Source organism: Variovorax sp. 10N432, from assembly GCF_056394465.1.
Genome location: NZ_JBFTHX010000086.1, coordinates 1 through 8183, shown reverse-complemented (window position 1 = coordinate 8183; position 8183 = coordinate 1). Strand labels below are relative to the sequence as shown.

At 59.7% G+C, this 8183-nt stretch carries 11 protein-coding genes, 1 tRNA gene and 1 pseudogene; 10 read left to right on the top strand and 3 right to left on the bottom strand.

Annotation, left to right across the window (positions count from 1 at the left end; translation table 11 throughout):
• The 10 genes and pseudogenes from AC1DF3_RS36335 to AC1DF3_RS36290 all read left to right on the top strand — a co-directional run.
• The coding region (locus AC1DF3_RS36335) for a Tn3 family transposase (protein WP_478142717.1) at positions 1–834 on the top strand (834 nt) is incomplete at its 5' end.
• Positions 835–1023: 189 nt separating this feature from the next.
• A pseudogene (locus tag AC1DF3_RS36330) lies at positions 1024–1476 on the top strand (tyrosine-type recombinase/integrase); the annotation flags it as partial.
• A gap of 31 nt (positions 1477–1507) precedes the next feature.
• A tRNA-Pro gene (locus AC1DF3_RS36325) sits at positions 1508–1580 on the top strand.
• A gap of 68 nt (positions 1581–1648) precedes the next feature.
• Positions 1649–2041, top strand: a complete 393-nt coding sequence (locus tag AC1DF3_RS36320; RefSeq protein ID WP_478142716.1) for a helix-turn-helix domain-containing protein — start codon at positions 1649–1651, stop codon at positions 2039–2041.
• A gap of 97 nt (positions 2042–2138) precedes the next feature.
• Positions 2139–3023 (top strand): AlbA family DNA-binding domain-containing protein, encoded by an 885-nt coding sequence (locus AC1DF3_RS36315; RefSeq protein ID WP_478142715.1) that lies wholly within the window; start codon positions 2139–2141, stop codon positions 3021–3023.
• 167 nt (positions 3024–3190) lie between these two features.
• Entirely contained in the window at positions 3191–3595 is a 405-nt protein-coding gene (locus tag AC1DF3_RS36310) for a hypothetical protein (protein ID WP_478142714.1), read from the top strand.
• 6 nt (positions 3596–3601) lie between these two features.
• The gene (locus AC1DF3_RS36305) at positions 3602–4612 is read left to right on the top strand and encodes a hypothetical protein (RefSeq protein WP_478142713.1); all 1011 of its coding nucleotides are present in this window, start codon (positions 3602–3604) and stop codon (positions 4610–4612) included.
• Positions 4613–4646: 34 nt separating this feature from the next.
• Complete coding sequence (locus AC1DF3_RS36300; protein ID WP_478142712.1) at positions 4647–5039, top strand: hypothetical protein; 393 nt, start codon at positions 4647–4649, stop codon at positions 5037–5039.
• A 21-nt stretch (positions 5040–5060) separates the two neighbouring features.
• Positions 5061–5690 (top strand): hypothetical protein, encoded by a 630-nt coding sequence (locus AC1DF3_RS36295; RefSeq protein ID WP_478142711.1) that lies wholly within the window; start codon positions 5061–5063, stop codon positions 5688–5690.
• Positions 5687–6391, top strand: a complete 705-nt coding sequence (locus AC1DF3_RS36290; protein WP_478142710.1) for a PDDEXK family nuclease — start codon at positions 5687–5689, stop codon at positions 6389–6391. The genes AC1DF3_RS36295 and AC1DF3_RS36290 overlap by 4 nt, the downstream gene beginning before the upstream one ends.
• A gap of 159 nt (positions 6392–6550) precedes the next feature.
• Here AC1DF3_RS36290 and AC1DF3_RS36285 read toward each other — a convergent pair whose 3' ends face one another.
• From AC1DF3_RS36285 to AC1DF3_RS36275, 3 genes are all read right to left on the bottom strand, one after another.
• Positions 6551–7144: a hypothetical protein gene (locus tag AC1DF3_RS36285; protein WP_478142709.1), complete on the bottom strand. Its 594-nt coding sequence runs from the start codon at positions 7142–7144 to the stop codon at positions 6551–6553.
• Between the two features lie 29 nt (positions 7145–7173).
• On the bottom strand, positions 7174–7461 hold the full coding sequence (locus AC1DF3_RS36280) for a hypothetical protein (protein WP_478142708.1): 288 nt from the start codon (positions 7459–7461) through the stop codon (positions 7174–7176).
• Between the two features lie 167 nt (positions 7462–7628).
• Positions 7629–8024: a hypothetical protein gene (locus tag AC1DF3_RS36275; protein WP_478142707.1), complete on the bottom strand. Its 396-nt coding sequence runs from the start codon at positions 8022–8024 to the stop codon at positions 7629–7631.
• Between the last annotated feature and the right edge of the window lie 159 nt (positions 8025–8183).

Sequence of the window (8183 nt, the reverse complement as noted above, 5' to 3'; positions counted from 1 at the left end):
CAGGACCGATGGGGAATCTTCCACGCGCAGCCGATCGTGCTCAATGAGCGGCAGGCGGGCGCTGCCATCGAGGGTGTCATTCGACAGGAACGGATCGAGACGTCTCAGCTCGCTGTCGACACGCACGGTTTCACCGACTTCGCGATGGCTCTGTCCCGACTTCTGGGCTTCGACCTGTGTCCAAGGCTCAGGGAACTCAGGCAACGGTATCTCTTCGTCCCGCGGGGCACGAAGGTTCCGCGCGAGATAGCTGCCGTGTGTCAGGCCAGCGGGGACACCACGCTCATTGAAGCCCATTGGGACAGTCTGGTTCATTTGGCCGCCTCGGTGATGCTGGGCCATGCCAGCGCAGTGACTGCGTTGGCGAGATTCGGCTCGGCAGCCCGAGGAGACCCGATCTATGACGCCGGCGTGCAACTGGGCAAGCTGCTCAGGACGGTTTTCCTGGCCGACTACTTTGTCAACGTCGCTTTCCGGCGCGAGCTGCGACGGGTGCTCAATCGAGGCGAGTCGGTCAACGCGCTCAAGCGCGCGATCTATGTCGGCCGCGCCACGCCGGCGCAGGCCCGGCGCACCGACGAGATGCAAGCCGTGGCCGATGCACTGAGCCTTTTGGCCAACATCGTGATGGCGTGGAACACGGCGCAGATGCAGGCGGTGGTCGACCGCTGGGCCAACCGGCGCCAAATCGTGCCGCCGGAATTGATGGGGCGCATCGCGCCCACGCGACTGGAAGGCATCAATCTGCGAGGCGTGTTCCGCTTCCCCGTCGAGCGCTACGCCGCGCAGCTGCTACCGTCACAAAGTGCAGGCAAAACAAGGGCCAGTGGCTGAATTCGGCCGCTGAACGATGCGCTTTGCGGGGCTATTCGAGGGGTAGCAGAAAGTTGTGCAGTGACAAGCACTTGCGAGCGCCAGCACCTCGGAACCCGCGCCAATGCTTGTCGGTCGATGCGTCACTTTTTGCACTGAAATCAAATCGACCCCGAAGCGGTCTTCGAGAACCTGCACCGCGGGGATGAAGGCGCCTATCTGTACACCCTGGCGAGCTCGAAGACGAATCACAACGGGAAGATCCGACCGGAAGACGTGAAGCCGGTGGTCGGGTCGGCCGCCGTGGCGCTCAAGGCCTGGCTCGAGGCGAGTGGCATCACCTCGGGGCCCCTCTTCCGGCGCATCCTCAAGAACGGAAAACTCGGCACCGACGGGCTCTCGGGGACGGCGGTGCGGGACATCGTGAAGGCGCGGTGTGCGCTCGCGGGTGTGGGGGAGGATTTTTCGGCGCACTCGCTGCGATCGGGGTTTGTCACCGAGGCGGGGCGCCAGAACATGCCGCTGCAGGAAACGATGGCGATGACAGGGCATCGCAGCACGGACACTGTGGCGGGGTACTTCAGGGCGGGGGCCGCTCAGGTCAGCGCGGTAGCTCGAATGATCGACGCAGGTAAACCGCGGCCGGACCAAATCAAAATTTGACGGTGGCGAAAAACGGCACGGCGAAAGGCACCGGATATGACGCAAGGTCGCGTGCCTGGTTTGGGACCAGAGGGTCGAAGGTTCGAATCCTTTCGCCCCGACCAATGAAATCAAGGAGTTAGCCGAGATCCCGTGTGGGGTCTCGGCTCCTCGGGTAACGCGGGGGTAACCTGTGGCTCGAAAACTCGCTCTCGATTGCCGACCGCCGCTGATCGCGGGGGCCGCTCGCTCACAGCCATTCCCCGTCGTCCCAAGACACCCCGGGACGAGCATAGGGCGATGTCTAAGCCTCCTCCTGTCACCATCAACTCCAAATATCGGGGAAACGGCACCTCCGTCGCGCCGCCCGAGCCGAGTTCCCTCCCCTCCCCCTCCAGGGTGCACCGGTGAAATCCTGACGGCACAGCAGGCTTCCGCGTACCTGCAGATCCCCGTTTCCACCTTGGCAGTCTGGCGTTGCACGAACCGTGTGACGCTGCCCTACTTCAAGTTGGGCGGTGCAGTGAGATACCGGCGTTCCGACCTGGACCGCGCCATCGCCAGATCTGCAAAAGGGGCGAGATAGGGGCTACAAAAGCTACAAAAGCAGCTGCTGCCACTCGCCGACCGGCCCATCCCCATCGCGGCCCTATCATTCCGCAGCGCAACTTCCCTGGGCGGAAATGGACCTCCACGCTTGGTTTACATCGCTGACGCACGCGAAGATTCTCAAAATGGCCGGCGACGTGGAGTCGCAGGTCTTCGATTGCAAGCGCGTCGGAGACGAAGGCGACATCAAACGAAACCTTGCGACGGTCCTCTCTGGCTTCGCCAATGGGGCAGGCGGCGTCTGTCTCTGGGGAGTCACCGCGAAGAAGAATGCACACGGGATCGATTGCGTTACCGACTTTCCCGGCGTTCCGGAAGCACGCAAGCTTGCAAGCAGACTGGATGAGTTGACCCCGCAGGCCGTGGCGCCTGGCGTTCCCGGCGTAGTGCACCGCGCGCTCGCTGCTCGCGGCCAAGCGCATGGTTTCGTCGTCACTTTTGTCCCTCCAAGCGACGGGGGGCCGCACATGGCGCGCTTCGGGGAGGACCGCTACTACCAGCGCATCGGCCTCAGCTTCATGCGCATGGAGCCGTTTCAGATCGCCGATATGTTCGGAAGACGGGCCCGCCCGAAACTTGAAGTCGCCGCAATTCACGCGGAAGCGCATCAAGTCCAGGTTCAGGTTGCGAACGCCGGTCGAGGAGCAGCCCGCGGCCTGTTCCTCCAACTTTCTGTCGCTGGCCCCTTCACGCGCAATACCTATGGCATCGACGGCAATCGAACCGAGGTGCTGAAGCTCGCGATGACAAATCCAGACGGCTCCTGGCTCCACGCCGCGGATTCTTCGGATCTCTTGCACCCGACGATGAATATCCGAGTGGGAGGTGTGTGGCTCGGGCTGGAACCGGGACGGGCGATCGCTCAAGGACTCGTGCCGAAGGTACTGCGGATTCCTTTCAAAGTCGGTGCCCTTGATGTTGAGCCAACATCCGGGGTGCTCGAAGTCGATCTTTCCTGACCCAGCAGGAGTCTCGCAGCTCCTCAAAGTTGTTGAGGGCGGGCGAGCAGCTAGGGCGCGAACGCTGCGTTGATAGGGAAAATTCAACAAATTACCGGTTGAATAACCAGTTGGCGCATCGGGGCTGAAGGTCGGGCCGCCTAGACTTCACGCCAGGAGCAAGAAGAATGAAAACTTGGGGAATCTGCGCCGCGGCGCTGCTGGCCGGTTCAGCGCACGCCGGCACGATCTATCTTTGCAAGGCATACAACGGCTCGACGTTCTGGGCCCAAGCACACTGCAACCAGCACAACGCGCTCATAGAGCGTATTGAGAATGTCGCCGACGTGCCCTGGGATCAACAGGTTCAGCAGGCCGAGCAAGGCAAGGCCGCACGGACTCAGCAGGCTCAGGCCAGCACAGGCGATTCCCAACGAGCCACCCGGTGCGCCCAACTCGTCGCGGAGCGCAACAAGATCGAAGGCCGCTACACGAACTGGCAGTGGCAGCCGCCAGAGGTCATAAACCCAGACCAGCAACGCATGCGTGGGCTCCGTGCGGAGCTCTCAGCCAATGGCTGCTCAACTCAGTAGGGCTCTATGTTCGAAAAAACCATTGCCTCGATCCGCGAACTTTCGAACAGTACGATCCCTGTGACAGGGGCCATTCCCCAGGACGGCGATGGCTACATCGATAGGGAATGTCCCACTCCAGATTGCCTGTTCACCTTCAAGGTTCTTGCAGAGGACTGGTGGAGCGACAAGGTGCGCGACGATGAGGCGTTCTGCCCCTTCTGCGGGCACGCTGCGCCTGCCCGTTCATGGTTTACGACCGAACAAGCGGACTACCTGCAGGAACACGCGGTTTCACATCTCCAACAGGCGATCGACGGTGCTCTGGCTGCGGACGCATCAGAGTGGAATCGGCGGCAGCCGCGAAACGGGTTCCTGAAAATCACGATGAATGTCTCCCGTGCTCCGCTCGCGACCGTGATGCCGGTTGAGGCGACGGAGCCCATGCGGCTACGCATCGACTGCGAGAAGTGTCATTGCAGGTACGCCGTTGTGGGGTCCGCGTTTTTTTGCCCAGGTTGCGGGGACAACGCAGCAGAGCATGTATTTGGGCAAGCGTTGGGCGCCATCCGCAACAGTATTGCTTCGCTCCCGGCCGTGAGGGCGATCCTCAATGACGCTGACACCGCTCACAACATGTCTAGATTGCTGGTCGAAGGCGGCATTCAGAACGCCGTGACTGCGTTCCAGAGGTTTGCTGAGGCTCTTTTTCAGCGGCCTTCTGATGCGCCCAAGTACCGCAGAAACGCATTTCAGAATCTGGCCGAAGGAAGCGAACTCTGGAGATCTCTGTTCGGAAAGACCTACGCCGAGTACCTTACCGAAGACGAGATTTCATCGCTAGGGACTCTCTTTCAGCAACGCCACCTCCTTGCTCACAAGGAAGGCACTGTGGACGAGGACTACATCGGCAAGAGCAATGACCATCGCTACAAGGCAGGTCAGAGGATCGTTATTCGGGAAGATGCCGTCTTGCGCTGCGTCGAACTGATCGAAAAGCTGGCGGTCGGAATGAAGTCTGACGCGGACGCGGCTTGACCAACCAAGATGGATCACCAATGAAGGCAACCTCATGAAGAATCTTTGCATCGCCGTTGCTGCCTCCATCCTCGCCGGCTGCGCCGCGACGAGCGGCCTACTTCGGATGGTCGCCGATGGGAAGGCCTACGCCGGCACCTATGACAAGCGCACGAGCTCCATGGACGTGAACATCGACGGTCGCCTGTACAAGGGCACGTATGTCCTTGACTCAACCCGTAGCGTCGGGTCCGGGTTCGCGACCAATGGGCAGTCCACTGCGAGCGCTTTCGGGGGCGGCAGCACCACATCGAGCAACGCTCGCGCCGTCTTGGTCTCGGCCGACAATCAGGTGCTTCGGTGCCAGTTCGCAGCCGGAAAGAATGAGGCCGTAGGGAGCTGCGTTGACGCGGGTGGCAAAGCCTACGATCTAGTTGCGGGCCAGTAACGCGATGCATGGAGCTTGTGAATGCAGAAAATACATACTGCGCTGCTTGCGGCCTTGCTCGCCACGTCCAGCCACTCTGCCCCGTTGACCGACGCCCAGCAGGCCGTGTTTGAAAAGCTGCGAGGAACGATTTTCATAGTCCCTCACCGCGAATCTGCTGACGGAAAGCTTGAGGCTTGCGGGCTCGAATTTAGCGCGCTCAGCAGGGATTTCAGTACCAAGAACGGTGCCCCTATCAAGCTTGTGGGGTCCTACTACCTCAGAGGACGGGGCGAAAAGATGGGTGTCGCGCTGAAGCTGGGGGTGTTCGACGATTTCAACGCGCCTCCGACAGCAAGACCGAACAAGGCATTTGCTCGGTCAGAGCGCGGCGATGCGCCGAGCCAGGTCATCCCAACTCGAGCCGAGAACGAAGGCTTCGGCCTCTACATCAGCGGCTTGGACGACTCCTTCATGACAACCTATCAATCCATTCTCGAAAAGCGCGAGTTCGTGATTGTGTTCAATCGGAAGCCGGGCCAGCAAGACGTACCTACTCGCGTCGATCTGACTGTGGAGAAGACAGAGATTCAAGGCGACGAGGTTGTGCGGACGAGGAGCAACGCTATGGTGGACAGCTTCGTCGCGTGCACCGCGGACCTCATGAAATGAGGCAGAAGAGGCTGGCTGCCGGACTTGTTGGGGCCGGGTCAGTAGCCGCCAGCAACATGACGGAGTACACACCGGCTGAGCTGCTGTCGAAGTACCAGAGCATTCGTGCCCCGATGACGGCCGAGCAGTTCTTTAGGCAACGCGGCCTCCAACGAGTGCGAGAAATGTGGTGCGCATCGCGATTTGCAGCGGGCGTGGACCATCACATCGCGCCATGCACGGTCTTGATGGATGATGTTGATGATCAGCGAAGCGGCGATTTCGCGATCCGTTTCGAAGGTGGGCGGACGCAAACCTTTGAACTCGCAGAAGTTCAACGGGAGGGCCGGCGTCGAGGTGACGAGTACCGTGAGCGCGGGCCTGGCTCTCAATGGCTCGAAGCGCTGATGGATCCGGAAGAGGCCATGCGTCATATCCACGGGGCGATTGAGGCAAAGGCGCAGAAGTTCTACTCTGATCAAGCCCGGTTGCAACTGCTCGTCTACGTCAACCTGGGCGCACGAGACCTTGATCCTGCAGAGGTACAAAGATACTGCGAACCAGTGACCGCAGGCTTTGCAGGGGTCTGGCTTTTGACTGGGGAGATGTTTGGGTGCATTCATCAGACGCCCGTGCAAATCAAAGCCCCGCAATGGATGGTATTGCCCCCAGTGCAGCAGGCAACCGAGGAGCCGCCCAGCGACACAGAACGCTTGGCCTGAGAGATCGTTCTCTACTACTGCTTACCGTCGCTGCCGCGCCGGCTGACGAGGCAATGCTCGGCGCGGCACCATAATCAACCCGGCGCGCGACCCGTCCTACTCCGCCACCTATCGAAATAACCTCTGTGGCCACCCACTTCTACTCTGGCGAAGATTCGGCTATTTCTTCTTGCTAGTCGCTGCTTCAGAATCGCCATCCACAGGCTCAGCCTTTGCAGCCGATGCGGGGAGTGGCGGCAACGGTGGCAAACCCAGTTTGCGCCTGAAGGTATTCAATGCGTCCTCGTCCAGCGCTTCCAATTTCCGACGCGCCAGACTGACGTTCTCACGCTCCTGCTGCGTCTTCCACAAAATCTTACTTCTCTCCATGTCAACTTGCCAGTTGGCATGATCACGCTCAGCGAAGCTCCGCATCATCGCGCCCCAGAACGTACCAAGGATCAGCGATATAGAAAGGGCAACGACAGCACCATTGACGAGCTTGGAATCACCCTTCTTCAAGCCGAGCAGATATATTGACAGGCCGCCGACCAACGAAAGTACAGCGGGCACAACAGCGCCTATCGCAGATTCCCGGCTCAATCCCGCCAGTACTCCTGTCGCCGTCCCGAGTAGCGCTAGCGCAAAGATGGGAAGCAGTTGGGAGGAGATTACAACCAACAGAAAGGCAACGAGCAACGCCACTCCAAGCGCGGCAAGGAGTATCGGCCAGAGGGCCTCAAATACGACAGCAGCACTGGAAAGAAGAGGCATTTCCTTCGCCGGCAAAGGTGGTCGGCGAGCTACGGTGTGATTCTTGGCACTCTCATCGCCGGCGGGATCACAACTGGAGGAACGAGCGCCGGCTTCTTCTTGGCTGTTTCGGTAAGAGTTCCGGCGGGCGCAGCAATTTTGCTTCGCAACGAGCCGTCAATGCATGTGCGTAGGTCAGTCAACTCGCCCTCCGACATCAAGTCAGACTTGGCGTAGCGTTCGGCTAGGGTCTTGCAATCCGCCGCCGCCGATACGGTCGATACCATAAGCACGATCGCGAGAAGAGCATGAGAGTTGCTCAGTGAACAGCCTTTCATCACAGCTCCTTAGCACGTCTTGTTCCCCAAGACGTGACGTGACACCATGCAGCAATCTGTCCGCTTAGGGCAAAGTGTGCTGGCGAGTTCTCAAGTGGCCGGAGCATCTGACCATCAACCATCGAGCCAGACAACCCCAATCGGAGTGATACGCTGACGATTGGCATCTACTTGACGTAGGACCCGAAGTAGAAGCCCAAGACGACCAATACAACGTCTTTCAGTAGGCTGGAGTAGGCTGAGCCCGCAATCGCCGCGACACAGAACGAGCCCACAAGCAAGAACGCAAGTGCAGATCTGATGTCCTGAATATGCGTTGTTAACTGCTTCAGGTCTAGATTAAAGAAGCTCAAGAGGCTCATCGCGATTGCGRGAACCAAGGCGGCATGAAGCAGTGGCTTGCCAAACTCCCATGCCTCCTTCCTGATCTTCTCCACTTTCTCTGCCAGGAAGCGGCCTCTTTCCTGCGGAGGAAGCTGCGAATAACTGAGCCACTGAAACAGCACAGACATTCCTAACAGCACAAAGAATAGCAAAAGGGTTACGAAGATGATGTATCCCATGCTTCCTTCTCCTAGTGCAGTGCGCTCGAAATAGTGGAACTTAATAGATGCGGCACACTCCGACCTCGATGGAGGTCGCAGCCATGCGCATTGCCCCGAAGATCGAACTGGATGCCGCTGTTCAACGAGAGCTGACGGCCTTGGCGCGACGAGGCCGCG